Annotated in this window: 15 protein-coding genes; 11 read left to right on the plus strand and 4 right to left on the minus strand. The window is 71.1% G+C overall.

From position 1 onward, the window contains the following. Positions 1-36: 36 nt before the first annotated feature. Complete coding sequence (locus AC07BS_RS19220) at positions 37-1,365, minus strand: alpha/beta hydrolase (protein ID WP_478933323.1); 1,329 nt, start codon at positions 1,363-1,365, stop codon at positions 37-39. 323 nt (positions 1,366-1,688) lie between these two features. Between AC07BS_RS19220 and AC07BS_RS19225 the strand changes: the two genes are divergently transcribed. The 6 genes from AC07BS_RS19225 (at position 1,689) to AC07BS_RS19250 (ending at position 7,218) form a co-directional block, all read left to right on the plus strand. Further along, positions 1,689-3,023, plus strand: coding sequence for a carotenoid oxygenase family protein (locus tag AC07BS_RS19225; RefSeq protein ID WP_478649028.1), 1,335 nt, complete (start codon positions 1,689-1,691; stop codon positions 3,021-3,023). Positions 3,024-3,162: 139 nt separating this feature from the next. Beyond that, on the plus strand, positions 3,163-4,293 hold the full coding sequence (locus AC07BS_RS19230) for a vWA domain-containing protein (protein ID WP_478649030.1): 1,131 nt from the start codon (positions 3,163-3,165) through the stop codon (positions 4,291-4,293). A 141-nt stretch (positions 4,294-4,434) separates the two neighbouring features. Then, on the plus strand, positions 4,435-4,632 hold the full coding sequence (locus AC07BS_RS19235) for a hypothetical protein (RefSeq protein ID WP_478933326.1): 198 nt from the start codon (positions 4,435-4,437) through the stop codon (positions 4,630-4,632). Beyond that, positions 4,620-4,862, plus strand: a complete 243-nt coding sequence (locus AC07BS_RS19240) for a DUF7848 domain-containing protein (RefSeq protein WP_478649035.1) — start codon at positions 4,620-4,622, stop codon at positions 4,860-4,862. The genes AC07BS_RS19235 and AC07BS_RS19240 overlap by 13 nt, the downstream gene beginning before the upstream one ends. A 119-nt stretch (positions 4,863-4,981) precedes the next feature. Next, positions 4,982-6,700 carry a methionine--tRNA ligase gene (gene metG / locus AC07BS_RS19245; protein ID WP_478649037.1) on the plus strand — a complete coding sequence of 573 codons (1,719 nt, stop codon included), beginning with the start codon at positions 4,982-4,984 and terminating at the stop codon, positions 6,698-6,700. Positions 6,701-6,843: 143 nt separating this feature from the next. After that, complete coding sequence (locus AC07BS_RS19250; protein WP_478649040.1) at positions 6,844-7,218, plus strand: DNA-binding response regulator; 375 nt, start codon at positions 6,844-6,846, stop codon at positions 7,216-7,218. Between the two features lie 102 nt (positions 7,219-7,320). Here the strand turns inward: AC07BS_RS19250 and aspS are convergent, their stop codons facing one another. Then, positions 7,321-9,084: an aspartate--tRNA ligase gene (aspS, locus tag AC07BS_RS19255; RefSeq protein WP_478933329.1), complete on the minus strand. Its 1,764-nt coding sequence runs from the start codon at positions 9,082-9,084 to the stop codon at positions 7,321-7,323. A gap of 172 nt (positions 9,085-9,256) precedes the next feature. Between aspS and AC07BS_RS19260 the strand changes: the two genes are divergently transcribed. After that, entirely contained in the window at positions 9,257-11,398 is a 2,142-nt protein-coding gene (locus tag AC07BS_RS19260) for an ATP-binding SpoIIE family protein phosphatase (RefSeq protein ID WP_478649044.1), read from the plus strand. Here the strand turns inward: AC07BS_RS19260 and AC07BS_RS19265 are convergent. Continuing rightward, positions 11,391-12,368 carry a pirin family protein gene (locus tag AC07BS_RS19265; protein ID WP_478933331.1) on the minus strand — a complete coding sequence of 326 codons (978 nt, stop codon included), beginning with the start codon at positions 12,366-12,368 and terminating at the stop codon, positions 11,391-11,393. The two genes, AC07BS_RS19260 and AC07BS_RS19265, sit on opposite strands and share 8 nt — an antisense overlap. 94 nt (positions 12,369-12,462) lie before the next feature. On the opposite strand from AC07BS_RS19265, the gene AC07BS_RS19270 reads away from it, so the two are divergent. Continuing rightward, on the plus strand, positions 12,463-13,386 hold the full coding sequence (locus AC07BS_RS19270) for a trypsin-like serine peptidase (protein WP_478933333.1): 924 nt from the start codon (positions 12,463-12,465) through the stop codon (positions 13,384-13,386). Here the strand turns inward: AC07BS_RS19270 and AC07BS_RS19275 are convergent. Then, positions 13,383-13,835, minus strand: coding sequence for an SseB family protein (locus AC07BS_RS19275; protein ID WP_478649052.1), 453 nt, complete (start codon positions 13,833-13,835; stop codon positions 13,383-13,385). The genes AC07BS_RS19270 and AC07BS_RS19275 overlap by 4 nt on opposite strands. 130 nt (positions 13,836-13,965) lie before the next feature. On the opposite strand from AC07BS_RS19275, the gene AC07BS_RS19280 reads away from it, so the two are divergent. From AC07BS_RS19280 to AC07BS_RS19290, 3 genes are all read left to right on the plus strand, one after another. Next, positions 13,966-15,792 (plus strand): acyl-CoA dehydrogenase, encoded by a 1,827-nt coding sequence (locus tag AC07BS_RS19280; RefSeq protein WP_478649055.1) that lies wholly within the window; start codon positions 13,966-13,968, stop codon positions 15,790-15,792. A gap of 110 nt (positions 15,793-15,902) precedes the next feature. Then, positions 15,903-17,195 (plus strand): M18 family aminopeptidase, encoded by a 1,293-nt coding sequence (locus AC07BS_RS19285; protein WP_478649057.1) that lies wholly within the window; start codon positions 15,903-15,905, stop codon positions 17,193-17,195. Between the two features lie 98 nt (positions 17,196-17,293). Then, the gene (locus AC07BS_RS19290) at positions 17,294-17,941 is read left to right on the plus strand and encodes a DUF4232 domain-containing protein (protein WP_478649060.1); all 648 of its coding nucleotides are present in this window, start codon (positions 17,294-17,296) and stop codon (positions 17,939-17,941) included. Positions 17,942-17,949 lie beyond the last annotated feature (8 nt).

The raw sequence follows: 17,949 nt of genomic DNA on the forward strand, positions 1-17,949 counted from the left end.
GTCGGGCTGCTCAGCCGGCGGCTCCGGCCGTACCGGCTATTCGGAAGCCCCCTCGCCGTCCCCCCGGGAGGATTCCGCTTCCGGCCCGGCGTCCCGGCTCTCCGCCTCGTCCTTCTTCCGCTTCTCCTCCTCTTCCTTCCGCTTCCGCTCGGCTTCCTCCTTCTTCCGCTGATCGGCGTTCTTCTGCTTGTCCGCCGTGTCCTGCGGGAAGGTGAGCTGCTTTCCCATCCATTCCAGCGTGGGGGCGATCTCGCGCCGCCAGGTGGTGAAGTTGTGGCTGCCGGACGGAAGGATGATCTTCGCGGCCGTCATGGGTTCTTTCACCGCAGCGAGGAACTTCTTCGTCTCCTCGTAGTTCTTCTCGCCCTTTTCACTGCTGGTGACGAGCACCGAGACGTGCGGGGTCGGGAGATTCTTCAGCCGCCAGATCAGATCGTGTTCGCGCTGACGCTGCTTCGCCTCCTCGCCGGAGCCGAAGAGATTTCCGGTGGTGAGGTCGTTCTTCACCTTGTAATCGGCGGAGAGGGCGGCCGCCACGGGATAGGTCCCGGGCTGGCGCATGGCCAGCTCCAGCGCGCAGGTGCCACCCGAGGAATAGCCCATGACGCCCCAGGCACTGGCCTCGTGGCCGACGCGGTACGCGCTCCGCAGCGCCTCCGGCAGGTCCTTGGTGAAATAGCTCTCGGACTGCGGACCGTCGGGCACGTCCACGCACTCGGTGTCGCGCGGCGGGGCGATGGTCGGGCGGACCATCACCACGATGGTGGGCTGCATCCGGTTCTCGGAGATCAGCGTGCTCGCGGTCCTGGGTACTTGCAGGTACTGCGCGAGGTTGTTGATGCCGCCGGGGTAGCCGCTGATGGCGACGACCACCGGGAAGCGGGCCCGCTCGTACTGCTTCTGGAAATACTGCGGCGGGAGGTAGACGAAGGCGGGCTCGACGACGTTCGCGCGGCGCGCGACCAGCCGTACCGACTCCAGGGCGCCGACCTTGTCCTTGGGCCCCTTGGGGAGCGCCGCCCGGTCGAGCCCCTCGGACCCGGCGGGGCGCACCAGCCCGCCCTTGCCCGCGTCGACCCTCGCCCCTCCGGTGGCGTTCTCGGCGCCCTGGACGACCTGTCCCGGCGACCGGTCGTACTTACCGATCAGCTCGCCCCAGGTGCCGTAGAAGCTATTGGCCGAATTCACGGCGAGCAGCACCGCCGACATGATGGTCAGCTGGGTCACCAGGATCGCGCCGAGACGTCCCAGGACGGGCAGCGCGCCGCGCCCGGCGAGCCTCGGCCAGAGCCATATCGTGAGCCCCACGCACACAATGGCGACGAACACCACCGTGTACAAGAGTGACCGGCTGGTCAGACCCATGCGCCTCTCAACTCCCTGCCCCCGTGGTGGGTACTCGCGTTCGGTTCGGCAATAGTCATCGATAAAGAGGCGGGAACGGACCGGGAGGGTTGCCCTGCGGGCGTTTATTGCCCGGCTCTTGGCCTGCCCGTGTCCTGCGCTTCTCCTGGCGTTCCCGGCAACGAATGCCCGCCGGGGCCGGTTACCCGCCATGGATGAAGGACAGCCGACGAACGGATGGAGGCTGGCCGAACCCTTCCTTCCGCTGGATGGTGGAGGGAGGGCCCCGCGCGGCGGGGCACCGGCCCGGCGACGGCCGGGGGAGGGCCGGCGGAGGTGACCGGATGACGGACCCGCATCCCTATCTGAGCGGTCTGTACGCACCCGTGCGCGACGAGACGACCGCGGTCGACCTGCCCGTGACCGGCGCCCTCCCGGACTGCCTGCGCGGCCGCTATCTGCGCAACGGGCCCAATCCCCTGGACGTCGCCGACCCGGCCGCCTACCACTGGTTCGGGGGCGAGGGCATGATCCACGGGGTGCGGCTGCGCGACGGCCGCGCCGAGTGGTACCGCAACCGCTGGGTGCGCTCGGACGCGGTGGCCGGGCGGCTGGGCGAGAAGCTGCTGCACGGCCCGCGCCACCTGGACATGGACTTCGCGCCCAACACCCATGTGCTGTCCTTCGCCGGGCACTGCCTCGCGCTGGTGGAGGGCGGCACCCTGCCGTACGAGATCGATCCCGAGCTCTACACGATCGGGCCGTTCGACTTCCACGGCACGCTGCCGGGCGGGCTGTCCGCCCATCCCGTCGTCGATCCGCTCGACGGCGAGCTCCACGCGGTGGCCTACTGCCTGGCCTGGCCGTATGTGCAGTACGTCGTCGCCGGGAGGGACGGCCGGGTGCGCCGGCACGTCGAGATCCCGGTCCTCGGGCACCCGATGATGCACGCCTTCTCGCTCACCGAGCGGTACGTCCTGCTGTACGACCTCCCGGTGGTCTTCGCCCCGGACGCCCGCGCGGGCGGGCCGCACCCGGTCTGGGACCCCCACCGCCCGGCCCGGCTGGGACTGCTGCCGCGCGACGCGGGCGCCGACCGGGTGCGCTGGCTGGAGACCGACCCCTGCTTCGTCTTCCACCCCATGAACGCCTATGAGCACGACGGGCACCTCATCACCGTGCACGTCGCCGGCTACGAGCGGTTCTTCGACACCGACCGGCCGCGGCCCGGGGAGCGGACGGCGCGCCTGGAGCGCTGGACCGTGGACACGGCCGCCGGGACCGTGCGCCGGCGGCGGGTCGACGACCGCCCGGTGGAGTTCCCCCGCGTCGACCCGCGCCGCCCCACCCGGCCGCACCGCTACGGCTACGCGGTGCGCGAGCGGGAGCCGGGGCGGGACTCCGCGCTGCTCAAGTACGACCTGGAGCGCGGCACCTGCGCGGAGTTCACCGTGCCGCCGGGCGGCGACGTGGGCGAGGGGGTGTTCGTCCCGGCGGCCCCGGACGCGGCGGAGGACGACGGCTGGGTGCTGGCGTTCGCCTACGCGCCCGAGCGCGCGGCCACCGACCTGGTGGTGCTGGCGGCCCAGGACATCGCGGCCGGGCCGGTGGCCCGCGTCCATCTGCCGGTGCGGGTGCCGCTGGGGTTCCACGGGAGCTGGATCCCCGACCACGGGTGACACGCGCCGACGGCGTGTCGGGTGTGAACGGACGGGACCGTACTTGACGGCTAGCCTTACGTCGTCGCTACGCCAGGGGATCTATCCCTGTATTACGGACAATTCACTCGCACCCGAGACACATGAAGGACATCTCCCCATGGGCATTCGGAGTCTGCTGCGGAACGCGTTCGGCCGGTCCAGGACGGACACGCCCGACGAACCGAGTCTGCCCCAGCAGAACGCGGGGCCCGGTGACGGCGGCGGCGCCCCCGTGTCCGTCCCGGCCCAGCCGACCGCCGAGACCGCCGACCGCACCCTTCCCACCGTCCCCGACCCCGGCCCGCTCGGCCCGATCCCCACGCCCGGCCCGCCGCGCCCCGAGCCGGTCCCCGAGCCCGAGCCGGCGCCGAGCCCGATGCCGTCCCCGAAGCCCGTCCCCGACCCGGAGCCGGCCCCCCGGCCCGAACCGGGCCCCTTCCCCGACCCGGCGCCCGCCCCGGAGCCCGAGCCCTCCCCGTCGTTCGCGGCGCCCGACGGCCCGTCCGCCGTCGGCCCGGCCGCCGTCAGCCCGGCCGCCATCAGCCTGGAGAAGGTGGAGCGCACCGCGCCCGGGCTGGTCAGCCTCTACAAGTCCGCCGGCGTCTCGCTGCGCAAGCAGGGACTGGCCGGCCGGCGCGCGGCCGTCTACCTGGTCCTCGACCGCTCCGGCTCGATGCGCGGCTACTACAAGGACGGCACCGTCCAGCACCTCGCCGAGCAGGCGCTGGGGCTCGCGGCCCACCTCGACGACGACGGCGTCGTGCCCGTGGTCTTCTTCTCCACCGACGTCGACGGCACCGCCGAGCTGGACCTGACCGACTACGAGGGCCGCATCGAGAAGCTCCACGCGTCGTACGGCCACATGGGCCGCACCAACTACCACTGGGCCATCGAGGCCGTCGTCGACCACTACAAGAAGTCGGGCAGCACCGACCCCGCCTTCGTCATCTTCCAGACGGACGGCGCCCCCTACAGCAAGCCCGCCGCCGAGCGGGCGCTGTGCGAGGCGGCGAAGCTGCCGATCTTCTGGCAGTTCGTCGGCTTCGGCGACCCCGCGGGCAAGGGCTTCGACTTCCTGCGCCGGCTCGACGACCTGCCGGTGCCGGAGCGCCGGGTGGTCGACAACGCCGGCTTCTTCCACGCGGGCCTCGACCCGCGGGCGCTGTCCGACGAGGAGCTCTACCGCGAACTCATGGTCGAGTTCCCCGAGTGGTTGTCCGAGGCCCGCGCCGCCGGAATCCTGCCGTAGCCACCCCGGACCGGGCCGCCCGGCCCGGTCCCGCACGGTTCGCGGGCACCGCGCCGCCGTCCCCGCAGCAACCCGGAATATCACACTCCGTAGCTACCCGCCCGACTGATCAGTTGCCGTCCGAGTGGGCATGCATAGGGCGTGAACAAAGAAATTCCCGCCGGCGCCTATGCCGTCGACACCAGGACCGGCCGGCTCGGACAGGTCATGGACCACCACGCCGGTTACGTACAGCTACGGCCGCCGCGCGGCGGGCTCGAGTGGAACTGCCCGCCCGAGCACGCCCGGCCCGTGACCGAGGAGGAGACGACCGAGGCGGCCGGGGGGTGGCCGCGGTGACCGCCCGGACGGTCTTCCTCTTCGGCACCTGGACCCTCCAGCCCGATCAGGAGCCCGACGCGGAGCCGCTCACCTACGCCATGGAGTGCGCGGTGTGCGGGGCCCGGTCCGAGACCTCCGAGGACGCCGGCACGGCCCAGGGCTGGACGTTCGCGCACGCCGGCCGCAACCCCTCGCACCACACCTACCGGGAGCTGATCACCCGGCCCTGGCGGGCCTGGATGCGGTGAGACGGGGCGCCCCGAGCGTTGACACAGCCGCCATAAACACCGCGCGGTACGCCCCTGGCCCTCGGATACGCTAAAGGCGCACCTCAAGACGAACACCCACCGACCAGGGAGCAGCCGCAATGGCTCGACACCTCATCACCAGCGCCCTTCCGTACATCAACGGGATCAAGCACCTGGGCAACATGGTGGGGTCCATGCTCCCGGCGGACGTCTACACCCGCTTCCTGCGCCAGACCGGCCGTGAGGCGCTGTACATCTGCGCCACCGACGAGCACGGCACGCCCGCCGAGCTGGCCGCCAAGGAAGCCGGGCTGCCCGTCGCCGAGTTCTGCGCCCAGCAGCACGACGCGCAGAAGGCGATCTACGACGGATTCGGGCTGTCCTTCGACTACTTCGGTCGCAGCTCCTCCCCGCAGAACCGCGAGATCACCCAGCACTTCGCGCGGCAGCTGCAGGAGAACGGCTTCATCGAGCAGCGCTCGATCCGCCAGGTCTACTCCCTGACCGACGGCCGCTTCCTGCCCGACCGCTACATCGTCGGCACCTGCCCGCACTGCGGCTACGACAAGGCCCGCGGCGACCAGTGCGAGAACTGCACCCGCGTCCTGGACCCGACCGACCTGATCGACGCCCGCTCGGCGATCAGCGGCAGCAGCGAGCTGGAGGTCCGCGAGACCAAGCACCTCTTCCTCCTCCAGTCCAAGCTCCAGGGCGAGGTCGAGGCCTGGATCGACGAGCACGGCAAGGACTGGCCGGTGCTGGCCTCCTCCATCGCCCGCAAGTGGCTGACCGAGGGCCTCAACGACCGCGCCATCACCCGTGACCTGGAGTGGGGCGTGCCGGTCCCGGCCGACACCTGGCCGGAGCTGGCGGCCGAGGGCAAGGTCTTCTACGTCTGGTTCGACGCCCCGATCGAGTACATCGGCGCGACCAAGGAGTGGGCCGACCGGAACCCGGCCGAGCGCGACTGGAAGTCCTGGTGGTACGAGGCCGAGGACGTCCGCTACACCCAGTTCATGGCGAAGGACAACGTCCCGTTCCACACGGTGATGTTCCCGGCCACCGAGCTCGGCACCCGCGAGCCCTGGAAGAAGGTCGACTACGTCAAGGCCTTCAACTGGCTGACGTACTACGGCGGCAAGTTCTCCACCTCGCAGAAGCGCGGCATCTTCACCGACGCCGCCCTGGAGATCCTGCCCGCCGACTACTGGCGCTACTTCCTCATGGCCAACGCGCCGGAGTCGGACGACAGCTCCTTCACCTGGGAGCACTTCACCGCCTCGGTGAACAAGGACCTCGCCGACACCCTGGGCAACTTCGTCAACCGCGTCCTGTCCTTCTCCCGCAAGCGCTTCGGTGACAACGTCCCCGCGGGCAACGAGGAGGGCGAGGCCGAGGCCGAGCTGGGCCGCCAGATCGCCGAGCTGCTCGCCGAGTACGAGCGGCACCTCGAGGAGCTCCAGTTCCGCAAGGCCGCGCAGGCCCTGCGCGCGCTGTGGAGCGCGGGCAACTCCTACCTGGAGACCAAGGCCCCCTGGCTGGAGATCAAGACCGACCCCGAGGCCGCCGCGCTCACGCTGCGCACCGCGATGAACCTCATCCACCTCTACTCGGTGGTCTCCGAGCCCTTCATCCCGGCCTCCGCCGCGGCCATGCGCTCCGCCTTCGAGCTGGCGGACGACACCGCGACCTGGGTGACCCAGGACGAGGCGAAGTCCCTGACCTTCGTCCCGGCCGGCACGCCGTTCACCGTGCCGCCGGTCCTCTTCGCGAAGATCACCGAGGACGACCTGGCGTCGTACACCGAGCGCTTCGGCGGTGGCGACACGGAGGCGTAAAGCCCCCGCGGCCCCGACGCGAAGGGCCCGGAACCGCATGGTTCCGGGCCCTTCGCACATCCGTTGATCGTTCGGCAATCGATCGTTGAGCCCGTCCGGTGAGCATGAGGGAGTCGATACACGGGGGAAGACGAGGAAGAACAGTGTTCGAGAAACGCATCACCGTGAACGTCCGTGCCACCGACGACCTGGGCCGCCACCGGATCGTCCGGCAGCTGCGCACCCTGCCGGGGGTCGGCGTCGTCCGGGGGGACGAGGACGCCGCCGTCGACATCCTGGTCATGGGGCGCGACGACCGCGAAGCCCCGGCCGAACTGCGCCGGCTGGCGCGCGCGGGCCGCGCGCCGCTGGTGGTGATCGTGCACCAGCTGGGCGAGACCGAGCTGATGGCCGTGTCGGAGTACGGCGTGCGGTCCGTGCTGTGGGGGGACCGGCTCACCCCGGGCCGGCTGTCGCGCGCGGTGCACCAGGCGGCGGGCTGTTGTCCGAGAGAGCCGATAGCCACCGCCCTGGTCTGACCGGGGCCGGATCGGACGCGGCACCGCCGCGGACACGAAGACGCCGCGGGGCGGGCTCGTCGGTCGAGCCCGCCCCGCGGCGTTCGCGTGTGCGGAAGGGGGTTACTTCACCTGCGGCTTGCGGATCGTCAGGTGGAGCTCCTTCAGGCGGGCCTCGTCGACCTCGCTCGGGGCGCCCATCAGCAGGTCCTGCGCGTTGCCGTTGAGCGGGAACGCGATGGTCTCGCGGATGTTCGGCTCGTCGGCCAGCAGCATCACGATGCGGTCGATGCCCGGGGCGATGCCGCCGTGCGGCGGGGCGCCGAACTTGAACGCGCGCAGCATGCCGCCGAACTCGCGCTCGACCTCCTCGTTGCTGTAACCGGCGATCTCGAAGGCCTTGTACATGACCTCGGGCTCGTGGTTACGGATGGCGCCGGAGGACAGCTCGGTGCCGTTGCAGACGATGTCGTACTGCCAGGCGAGGATGTCCAGCGGGTCCATCGTGTTCAGGGCCTCGAGGCCGCCCTGGGGCATGGAGAAGGGGTTGTGGGAGAACTCGATCTTGCCGGTCTCCTCGTCCTTCTCGAACATCGGGAAGTCGACGATCCAGCAGAACCGGAAGACGTTCTCCTCGAACTGGCCGGCCCGCTTGGCGGCCTCGACGCGCACGGCGCCCATGATCTTGGAGACCTCGTCGAACTCGCCGGCGCCGAAGAAGACGGCGTGGCCCGGGGTGAGGCCGAGGCGCTCGACGAGGGCCTTGACGTTCTCCGCGGTGAGGAACTTGGCGATCGGGCCGGAGAGGACGTCGCCCTCGCCCACGCGGACCCAGGCCAGGCCCTTCGCGCCCTGCTCGACCGCGTAGTCGCCGAGGCCGTCGAAGAACTTGCGCGGCTGCTCGCCGGTGTCCGGGACGGCCAGCGCGCGGACGTGCTTGCCGGCGAAGGCCTTGAACTCCGAGCCCTCGAAGACATCGGTGACGTCGACGAGCTCCAGCTTGGCGCGCAGGTCCGGCTTGTCGGAGCCGTACTTCAGCATCGCCGTGCGGAACGGGATGCGCGGGAAGGGCGAGGTGACGTGGCGGCCGTTGCCGAACTCCTCGAAGAGGTCGGTCATGACCTTCTCGATCACCTGGAAGACGTCCTCCTGCTCGACGAAGGACATCTCCATGTCGAGCTGGTAGAACTCGCCCGGCGAGCGGTCGGCGCGGGCGTCCTCGTCGCGGAAGCAGGGCGCGATCTGGAAGTAGCGGTCGAAGCCCGCGATCATCAGCAGCTGCTTGAACTGCTGGGGGGCCTGCGGCAGCGCGTAGAAGCGGCCGGCGTGGAGACGGGACGGCACCAGGAAGTCGCGCGCGCCCTCGGGGGAGGTGGCGGACAGGATCGGGGTGGCCATCTCGTTGAAGCCGAGGTTCGTCATCTTCTCGCGGATGGAGGAGATGACGGCGGAGCGCAGCATGATGTTGCTGTGCATGCGCTCGCGGCGCAGATCGAGGAAGCGGTACTCCAGACGGCGCTCCTCGTTCACCCCGTCCTCGGTGTTGATGGTGAAGGGGATCTGCTCGGCGGCGCCCAGCACCTCGACCTCGGAGACCTCCACCTCGATCTCACCGGTGGGCAGCTCGGGGTTGACGTTGTCGGCGCCACGGCTGGTGACCTTGCCGTCGATGCGGACGACGGTCTCCTTGGTCAGGCTGCTCAGCGCCTCGTTGGCGGCGGTGCCGGGGCGGGCCACCAGCTGGACCAGGCCGTGGTGGTCGCGCAGATCGATGAAGAGGATGCCGCCCAGGTCGCGCCGATTGTGCAGCCAGCCACTCAGACGGACGTCGGTGTCGACGTCAGCCGCACGGAGCTCGCCGCAGTTGTGGGACCGGTACCGATGCATCGTTCATCCAAGTCGTGGTCGAGGGCGTTGGTCGTGAAGTGCGCCGTGCCGATCTGCACAGGACCGCCCCACCGGGTTACCGTTCGGGCAGTGTGCATACAGCACCCAGCAAGGGTACTGCCCCACCCGGCATCGGTGGTCTCCCCTGCGCATACCTGCATAAAGTGGGGCAATGCGCACCGAGGACGTACTGGCCGCCGTCGCCACAGGTCTGTGGCACTGGGACAACGCCTCGCGCAGGGTCACCTTCGACGCGGAGGCCGCGCGGCTGCTGGGCATGCCTCCCACCCGGGTGGAACTGACGGAATCCGCCACCCGGGCCCGCTTCCACGCGGTGGACTGGGTGGAGGTCCAGGGCATCATCAACCTCGCCGTGGCCGAGGGCACCCTGGCCGAGGCCCGGATCCGGGTGGTGGACGACGAGGGGCGGGTCCTGCGGACCGTGCGCAGCCGCACCCGGCCCGTCGGGCGCGAGCACGGCTACGCCCTGGTGGGCACCATCGAGGAGGTCCCCGAACCGCAGCCCGGCACCACCGCGGCGCGCACCCCGGTCACCGGCGACTGGCGGCGCAACCGTGAGGCGTTCCTGCTGGACGCGGGCCGGGCACTGGCGGAGGCCCGCTCCACGGCCGAGGTGCTGCGGGTGGCGGCGACGCTGTCGATGCCGGGCTTCGAGCCGTCGGGGCTGGCCGTGTTCGTCAGCGAGGCCGGCCGGGTCAAGCTCATCGGCCACCACGGCTACGCCCCGGGCGACATGGAGGAGTTCCTCGACCAGCCGATGGACACCGGCGCCCCGGCCGCCGAGGTGATCCGCACCGGCCGCGCGGTCTATCTGCCCTCCCCCGACGACTACCGGCGCCGCTTCCCCGAGATCTTCCCCCTGGTGGAACGTTTCGGCCGACGCTCCTGGGCGTTCCTGCCGCTCATCAACGCCGGTCGCACGATCGGCGCCTGGATGGCCGGCTTCAGCATCCCGGTCTCCTTCACCCCCGACGAGCGCTCGGTGCTCACCACCGTCGCCCGGATGCTCGCCCAGGCGCTGGGCCGGGCCAGCGTGCACGAGTCCGAGCGCGAGCTGACGGTGGGCCTCCAGCGCTCGATGATGCCCACGGTGCGCCCCGATGTCCCCGGCATGTCCGTGGCAGCCCGCTACGTGCCCACCGGCGGCGGCCTGGAGGTCGGCGGCGACTGGTACGACATGATCCCGCTGCCCTCCGGCAAGATCGCCCTGGTCATCGGCGACGTCCAGGGCCACGACGTGCGCGCCGCCGGGCTCATGGGCCAGCTGCGGATCGCCCTGCGCGCGTACGCCTCCGAGGGCCACCACCCCGACGCGGTGCTCTCCCGCGCCTCCCGCTTCCTGGCCGGCATCAACGGCGACGGGGACCACCTCGGGGAGATCCCCGCCGACCAGCGCTTCGCCACCTGCCTCTACATCGAGGCCTGCCCGACCAGCGGGCTGCTGGTGATCGCCCGCGCCGGCCATCCCGACCCGGCCATCCGGCTCAGCGACGGCACGATGCTGGTGCGCCCCACGGCGGGCGGGCTGCCGCTGGGCATCGTCCCGGACACCGACTACCCCACGACCCGGATCGTCCTCGAACCCGGCGAGACCATGCTGGTCTGCACCGACGGGCTGATCGAGACGGGCGGCCACGACCTGGAGACCGGCTGGAACCGGCTGCGGGAGGTCATCGAGGGGCATCCCCCGCACGACGGGGAGGACGACCTGGAGGAGCTCGCCGACGCCCTGGTGCAGGCCGTCCACGGCCCGCCCTCGCACTACACCACCGGTCCGCTCATCGACCGCCGGGAGGACGACATCGCCCTGCTGCTCCTGCGCCGCGACCTGCCGGCCCCGGCCGCCGTGGGCGCGCCGCCCGCCGTGCCCCGGCCGCCCCGGCGCACCGTGCTCACCATCGCCCAGGCCGAGCCCGAGCGGATCGCCGAGGCCCGGCAGCACATCCGTGAGCTGATGCACGACTGGACCGACCCGGACCAGACGGACTCGGCGGTGCTGATGGTCTCCGAGATGGTGACCAACGTCCTGGTGCACACGGACGGGGACGCGCTGCTGATCGCCGAGATATCCGGGGAGACCGGTGCCCGCCGGGTCCGGGTGGATGTCGAGGACGCCAGCGACGAGCTGCCGCACCGCCGCCACCCGGGGGAGATGGCCTCCTCCGGGCGGGGGCTGGTGCTGATGGAGCTGCTCGCCGGCTCCTGGGGCGTGGACCCCAGGGGCGAGGGCAAGAACATCTGGTTCGAGCTCTACGAGGCGGCTCCGGCCAGGGACTTCGAGGAGATCACCTAGGGTCGCCCGCGGGCCGCACGCCGTCCGCGGGGATCCGGCCGAGCCGGCCGGCCTGGAAGTCGTCGAAGGCCTGGGCCAGCTCGGCGTGGGTGTTCATCACGAACGGGCCGTAGTGGAACATCGGCTCCCGGATCGGCAGGCCGCCGAGGAGCACCACCTCGAAGTTCTCGGTACGGGACTCCTGGCGCTCGGCGGCGCGGACGGTGATCGCGTCGCCCTCGCCGAAGACGACCGTCTGCCCCATGCGGAAGGGGCGCCCCTCCGCACCGGCCGAGCCGTGCCCGGCGAGCCCGTAGGCCAGGGCGTTGAAGTCGGGCCGCCAGGGCAGCGTGACCTCGGCGCCGGGGTTCACCGAGACATGGATCATCGTGATCGGGGTGTGGGTGGCGCCGGGACCGGCGTGCCCGGCCACGTCGCCGGCGATCAGCCGGATCAGGGCGCCGCCGTCCTCGGACGTCAGCAGCTTCACGCTGCCGCCCCGGATGTCCTGGTACTTCGGCGGGATCATCTTGTCCGCGCGGGGCAGGTTGACCCACAGCTGGAGGCCGTGGAAGAGGCCACCGCTGATGACCAGCTCCTCCGGCGGGGTCTCGATGTGGAGCAGGCCGGAGCCCGCCGTCATCCACTGGGTGTCGCCGTCGGTGATCACACCGCCGCCCCCGTGCGAGTCCTGGTGCACGAAGGTGCCGTCGATGATGTACGTCACCGTCTCGAAGCCCCGGTGGGGGTGCCACGGGGTGCCCTTGGGCTCCCCGGCGGCGTAATCCACCTCGCCCATCTGATCCATCATGATGAACGGGTCGAGGTGGCGGTAGTCGATGCCGGCGAAGGCCCGGCGGACCGGGAAGCCCTCACCCTCGTAGCCCTGCGGCGCGGTGCCGACGTGCAGCACCGGGCGCTGCCGGGTGGCGTCGGCGGGCGCGGCGACGCGGGGCAGCACCAGCGGGTTCTCTACGGTCACGGCGGGCATGGCGGCCTCCTCGGGTCTGTACGCCTTCCAAGTTAGTTGAATCCTTAACAAACAACAAGGCCCCCTTCATTCCCGGACAGGGGACACTTGATCAATGCGCCTCAGACACGCCGCCCTCCTCACCGCCGTCGTGGCGGTCCTCGCCGCCGCCGGCCTGTTCGTGGCCGGTCACGTCCCGGCGACGGGCGGCCCCACGGCCGAGGGGGACTCCGCGGGGCACTTCCGGCAGCCCAGGGCGGAGGCGGACCGGGCCGGCGAGGCCATGCGGTCCGCGGTGCGCGCCGAGCCGGCCGCGCCGCTGATCGCCCGCGACCCGGGCGCCGGGCGGACGGACCCGCTGCCCGCCTCCCGTCCGACGGCGGCCGCCGAGGCGCGACCCTCGCCCGCGATCGGGGCGCTGTTCTACACGGCCGGGGGCACCCCCGGCCACGGCTGCACGGCGAGCGTGGTGCACAGCCCCCGGGGCGACCTGGTCGCCACCGCCGCGCACTGCGTCCACCAGGGCGGCTTCCGCACCGACATCGCCTTCGTACCGGGCTACCGGGACGGGACGGCGCCCTACGGGGTGTGGGTGCCGGTCTCGATCGACGTGGCCCCCCAGTGGACCGACGGGCGGGACCCCGACCACGACGTGGCGTTCCTGCGCGTCCGCCCGGTGAGCGGCGACACCCCCGTCGAGCGGGTCACCGGTGCCGAGCGCGTCCGCTTCTCCCCGCCGCGCGAGCGGCCCACCCGGGTGCTCGGCTACCCCAACGCCGCCGAGCGTCCCGTCTCCTGCCAGAACACCACGGCGGCCGAGTCCGCCACGCAGCAGCGCTTCGACTGCGCCTTCCTGCCCAACGGCACGAGCGGCAGCCCGTTCCTCACCGACGTGGACGCCGCCACCGGGCTGGGCACCCTCGCCGGGGTGCTCGGCGGCAAGGACGAGGGCGGCGACGAGGAGACGTCGTACAGCCCGTACTTCGGTCCGGCCGTCGAGAAGCTCTACGCGCGCGCGACGGCCCGGAGCGGCGCCTAGCCGTACATCCGGCGCATCGCGAAGTCCACCATCTGCTCCACCGACTTCGCGTCGAAGACGATGCGGTGGTCGCCCTCCATGTCCAGGACGAAGCCGTAGCCGGTCGGCAGCAGGTCCAGCACCTCGGCGCCGGTGATGACGAAGTACTTGGACTCCTTGCCCGCGTACCGGCGCAGCTCCTTGAGCGAGGTGAACATCGGGATCACCGGCTGCTGGGTGTTGTGGAGCGCCAGGAAACCGGGGTTGTCGCCGCGCGGGCAGTAGACCTTGGAGTTGGCGAAGACCGTCTGGAAGTCCTCGGCGGACATCTGTCCGGTGGTGAAGGCCCGGACCGCGTCCGCGAGCGAGGGGGGCGACGGCTCGGGGTAGAGCGGCTGCTCGCCGTAGCCCCCGGGCTGCTGCGGCGGCGCGTAGCCCTGCTGTGCCGCGTTCTGGTCGTAGCCGTACATGGGCCAAAGCGTAACGAGTCACAGTTGGGCGATCAGGTCTTGCGTCTTGTTACCGCTGGGTAGCATCATTCTGCTTACTGACCGGTACGCACAGAGGATCGCCCTCCCGTCACCTACGGAGCCGTCTGTCATGGGCCACTACAAGTCGAATCTCCGCGACATCGAGTTCAACCTCTTCGAGGTGCTCGGTCGCGACAAGCTGTACGGCACCGGGCCGTTCGGTGAGATGGACGTCGAGACGGCGAAGAGCGTGCTGTCGGAGATCGCCCGCCTCTCGGAGAACGAGCTGGCCGCCTCCTACGCCGACGCCGACCGCAACCCGCCGGTGTTCGACCCGGAGACGAACACCGCGCCGCTGCCCGAGTCGTTCAAGAAGAGCTACCAGGCCTACATGGACGCCGAGTGGTGGCGCCTGGGCATCCCGGAGGGCATCGGCGGCACCACCACGCCGCGCTCGCTGCTGTGGGGCTTCGCCGAGACGATCCTGGGCTCCAACCCGGCCATCTGGATGTACTCCTCCGGCCCGGCCTTCGCCGGCGTGCTCTACGCCGAGGGCACCGACGAGCAGAAGAAGATCGCCAAGCTCGCGGTGGACAAGCAGTGGGGCTCCACCATGGTCCTCACCGAGCCCGACGCCGGCTCGGACGTGGGCGCCGGCCGCACCAAGGCCGTCAAGCAGGAGGACGGCAGCTGGCACATCGAGGGTGTGAAGCGCTTCATCACCTCCGGTGAGCACGACATGGCGGAGAACATCTTCCACTACGTCCTCGCCCGCCCCGAGGGCCACGGCCCGGGCACCAAGGGCCTGTCCCTCTTCCTCGTGCCGAAGTTCGACTTCGACTGGGAGACCGGCGAGCTGGGCGCCCGCAACGGCGTCTACGCCACCAACGTCGAGCACAAGATGGGCCTCAAGGCCTCCAACACGTGCGAGATGACCTTCGGCGACAAGCACCCCGCCAAGGGCTGGCTCATCGGCGAGAAGCACGACGGCATCCGCCAGATGTTCATGATCATCGAGTTCGCCCGCATGATGGTCGGCACGAAGGCGATCGCCACCCTCTCCACCGGCTACCTCAACGCGCTGGAGTACGCCAAGGAGCGCGTGCAGGGCCCGGACCTGGCCAACTTCATGGACAAGGCCGCGCCCAAGGTCACCATCACCCACCACCCCGACGTGCGCCGCTCGCTGATGACGCAGAAGGCCTACGCCGAGGGCATGCGCGCCCTGGTGCTCTACACCGCCTCCGTCCAGGACGAGATCCTGGTCAAGGAGGCCGCGGGCGAGGACGCCAAGGCCCTCCACGGCCTCAACGACCTGCTCCTGCCGATCGTCAAGGGCTACGGCTCGGAGAAGTCCTACGAGCAGCTGGCACAGTCGCTCCAGACCTTCGGTGGCTCCGGCTACCTCCAGGAGTACCCGATCGAGCAGTACATCCGGGACTCCAAGATCGACACCCTCTACGAGGGCACCACGGCCATCCAGGGCCAGGACTTCTTCTTCCGGAAGATCGTCCGCGACCAGGGCCAGGCGCTGACCACCCTCTCCGAGGAGATCAAGAAGTTCCTCGCCGAGGCCGCCGGCGGCGAGGAGCTCGCCGACGCCCGCGAGAAGCTCGCCAAGGCCGCGGTCGACCTGGAGGCCATCGTCGGCGCCATGCTGACCGACCTCGCCGCCACCGAGAAGGACGTCAAGTCCATCTACAAGGTGGGCCTGAACACCACCCGCCTGCTGATGGCCTCCGGTGACGTCGTCGTCGCCTACCTGCTCCTCAAGGGCGCCGCCGTGGCCGCCGAGAAGCTGCCCACCGCCGCCGCCAAGGACAAGGCCTTCTACGCGGGCAAGATCGCCGCCGCGAAGTTCTTCGCCCACACCGTGCTGCCGGCCCTCGCCGTCGAGCGCTCGCTCGCCGAGACCGTCGACCAGTCGCTGATGGAGCTGGACGAGGCCGCCTTCTAAAAGGCCGCGTTCCGGACCCGGGGAATCCACCGGGTCACGACCACTCAAGGGGCAGGAGCCGGGCGCCGAAAGGACCGCCCGGCTCTTGCCCTGATCCTTATCCTGAGGCCATGAGCTCTGCGCACCGCTTCGACCGCGGCCACACCGACGACCTGATCACCTTCCTCGCGGCGAGCCCGTCGCCGTACCACGCGGTGGCCAACACCGCCGAGCGGCTCGAGAAGGCAGGCTTCCGCCGGGTCGCGGAGACCGACGCCTGGGACGGACGGACCGGCGGCAGGTATGTGACGCGCGGCGGCGCCGTCATCGCCTGGTACGTCCCCGAAGGGGCCACCGCCGCCACGCCGTTCCGCATCATCGGAGCCCACACCGACTCCCCCAACCTGCGCGTGAAGCCGGTGCCGGACACCGGCGCCCACGGCTGGCGCCAGGTGGCCGTCGAGCTCTACGGCGGCACGCTGCTCAACACCTGGCTCGACCGCGACCTCGGCCTCTCCGGCCGGGTCACCCTCCGCGACGGCAGCGACCACCTCGTCAATGTCGACCGCCCGCTGATGCGCGTGCCGCAGCTCGCCGTGCACCTCGACCGCACGGTCAACCAGGACGGCCTCAAGCTCGACAAGCAGCGCCACATGACGCCGATCTGGGGCCTGGGCCCGGTCGCCGAGGGCGACCTCGTCCGCTTCGTCGCCGAGGAGGCCGGACTCGACGCGGAGAGCATCGCCGGCTGGGACCTCATGCTGCACAGCGTCGAAGCCCCCGCCTACCTCGGCCGCGACCGCGAGCTGCTGGCCGGCCCCCGCATGGACAACCTCCTGTCCGTGCACGCCGGTCTGGCCGCGCTGCTCGCCGCCACCGCCTCCGAGGGACTGCCGTACATCCCGGTGCTCGCCGCCTTCGACCACGAGGAGAACGGCAGCCAGTCCGACACCGGCGCCGAGGGCCCCCTGCTCGGCAACGTCCTGGAGCGCTCGGTCTTCGCGCGCGGCGGCACGTACGAGGACAAGGCCCGCGCCTTCGCCGGCACCGTCTGCCTGTCCTCCGACACCGGCCACGCCGTCCACCCCAACTACGCCGAGCGGCACGACCCCGGCCACCACCCCATGCCCAACGGCGGCCCGCTGCTCAAGGTCAACGTCAACCAGCGCTACGCCACCGACGGCAGCGGCCGGGCCGTCTTCGCCGCCGCCTGCGAGCGGGCCGGCGTGCCGATGCAGCACTTCGTCTCCAACAACTCCGTTCCGTGCGGCACCACCATCGGCCCCATCACCGCGGCGCGGCACGGCATCAGCACGGTCGACATCGGCGTGGCCATACTGTCGATGCACTCCGCGCGCGAGATGTGCGGCTCCGACGACCCGTTCCTGCTGGCCGCCGCGCTCACCGCCTTCCTGGAGGGCTGACGCCGGCGGTCCGGTCCGCGCCGCACGGCCGAAACCCCGTGCGACACGGCTGATATACACAGCCCCACCACTCTTACGTCCTACCGGGGGAAGCACCCATGACCACCCGCACCCTGCGGATCGCCGCGGCCGCGCTCACCGCCGCGGCCGCCCTCACGCTCACCGCCTGCGGCGGCGGGTCCGGCTCCGAGGACGCCAAGTCCAAGGACAAGGCCTCCGACCAGGCGGCCGGCGGATCGGCCGCGGGGGACGAGGCGAGCGACGGCGGCGCGGACGACGGGGCCGGCGAGGGCACCGTCGACGAGGCCGAGCCGAAGGAGGCGGGCGACGCCTGCACCCCGGCCGATGTGAAGGTCGAGGTCCGGGCGGTGACCTCCCCCGTCAACCACGTCCTGCTGGTGGCCACGAACACCTCGAAGAAGTCCTGCGTCGCCTACGGCTTCCCGTTCCTGCGCTTCGACCAGGACCAGGCGACGGCCGGCACGGTCGAGGAGAGCAAGCCCAAGGGCCGGATCGCCCTCGCCCCCGGCAAGGCCGCCTACGCCGGCGTCACCGCCTCCGCGGCCGACGGCTCGGGCGGCAAGGGCCGCGACGCCCAGCAGCTCTCCGTCACCTTCCAGACCGCCAAGGGCGACCCGGTCACCGGCCCGGCCCAGGCCGCCCTGCCGGGCGGGAAGCTGCACATCGACGACGCGGCCCGGACGACCTACTGGCTCGCGGACCAGGCAGCGGCCCTGAAGTGGTGACCGCGCCG

Source organism: Streptomyces sp. NPDC044063 (assembly GCF_056434285.1).

Coding starts and splice junctions, on each gene's coding strand:
- AC07BS_RS19270 (WP_478933333.1), top strand. CDS start 12,463: ATGCGCCTCAGACACGCCGCCCTCCTCACCGCCGTCGTGGCGGTCCTC.
- AC07BS_RS19230 (WP_478649030.1), top strand. CDS start 3,163: ATGGGCATTCGGAGTCTGCTGCGGAACGCGTTCGGCCGGTCCAGGACG.
- AC07BS_RS19265 (WP_478933331.1), bottom strand. CDS start 12,368: ATGCCCGCCGTGACCGTAGAGAACCCGCTGGTGCTGCCCCGCGTCGCC.
- AC07BS_RS19280 (WP_478649055.1), top strand. CDS start 13,966: ATGGGCCACTACAAGTCGAATCTCCGCGACATCGAGTTCAACCTCTTC.
- AC07BS_RS19225 (WP_478649028.1), top strand. CDS start 1,689: ATGACGGACCCGCATCCCTATCTGAGCGGTCTGTACGCACCCGTGCGC.
- AC07BS_RS19275 (WP_478649052.1), bottom strand. CDS start 13,835: ATGTACGGCTACGACCAGAACGCGGCACAGCAGGGCTACGCGCCGCCG.
- metG (WP_478649037.1), top strand. CDS start 4,982: ATGGCTCGACACCTCATCACCAGCGCCCTTCCGTACATCAACGGGATC.
- AC07BS_RS19260 (WP_478649044.1), top strand. CDS start 9,257: ATGCGCACCGAGGACGTACTGGCCGCCGTCGCCACAGGTCTGTGGCAC.
- AC07BS_RS19285 (WP_478649057.1), top strand. CDS start 15,903: ATGAGCTCTGCGCACCGCTTCGACCGCGGCCACACCGACGACCTGATC.
- aspS (WP_478933329.1), bottom strand. CDS start 9,084: ATGCATCGGTACCGGTCCCACAACTGCGGCGAGCTCCGTGCGGCTGAC.
- AC07BS_RS19290 (WP_478649060.1), top strand. CDS start 17,294: ATGACCACCCGCACCCTGCGGATCGCCGCGGCCGCGCTCACCGCCGCG.
- AC07BS_RS19220 (WP_478933323.1), bottom strand. CDS start 1,365: ATGGGTCTGACCAGCCGGTCACTCTTGTACACGGTGGTGTTCGTCGCC.